Origin of the sequence: Pseudoalteromonas sp. SR45-4, assembly GCF_014163535.1 — a bacterium.
Taxonomy (GTDB): Bacteria; Pseudomonadota; Gammaproteobacteria; order Enterobacterales; family Alteromonadaceae; genus Pseudoalteromonas; species Pseudoalteromonas nigrifaciens.
Window position 1 is genome coordinate 1 of the sequence record NZ_JACJDO010000107.1, and the last position, 651, is coordinate 651.

The window sequence follows — 651 nt, forward strand, 5'->3', positions numbered from 1 at the left end:
CAGGGTTGAGCGGTAATCATCGTCTAGCCCTGCCATTTTCTTTTTCCTCGCCATACTTGCTGACTTAGATGCATCTTGTTTAAAAAGCGCCATGGCTATCTTTCGCATTACATTAAACATTAATGGCCCTTGAAGTTTGCGTATTCTCGATTCATCTTCTCTGAAGTTCATATCAAGCATCCAATGCATGCTTTCAACCTGCCAGTGACTGCGTACCGCATTGAGTACTTGCGCTGCATTTAAGTCTAATGAACTTATATACCAGCGTGTTTCAGTGGTATCCGACCCTGCCGACTTATCATGAACTTCAGCCCTGACCTTAATAATACTCGTTAAGCCAGGCCAACGATAATCCTTGCCTAGCCAGCTTTTATCTATAAGTAACTGCTGGCATGTACGTGTTTCAACACGCCCATGTCCTGAGCTTATTTCGGTATGTTCATCACAATTATGCTTAGTTAACCTTTCACGCTCGCACTTGTGCCACCACGCTTCTAGTTCCTTTTGCATGCCTGAATGATTTCCTTTAAGTGCAAGAATATAATCTGCTTTTTGTTGGATGATTTGTTTTGCTATTTCTTGTTGGCATCCCATCGCATCTAACGTAATGATACTGTTTTCAATATCGAGCAGGGTGAGTAATTCTGGTAT

1 protein-coding gene is annotated in these 651 nt (G+C 42.1%); it reads right to left on the reverse strand.

The genetic code is table 11. The features are described from left to right. Nucleotides 1-651, reverse strand: a 651-nt coding sequence (locus H5058_RS18170) for an ISAs1 family transposase (protein ID WP_182679388.1), incomplete at both ends; no start/stop codon positions are given.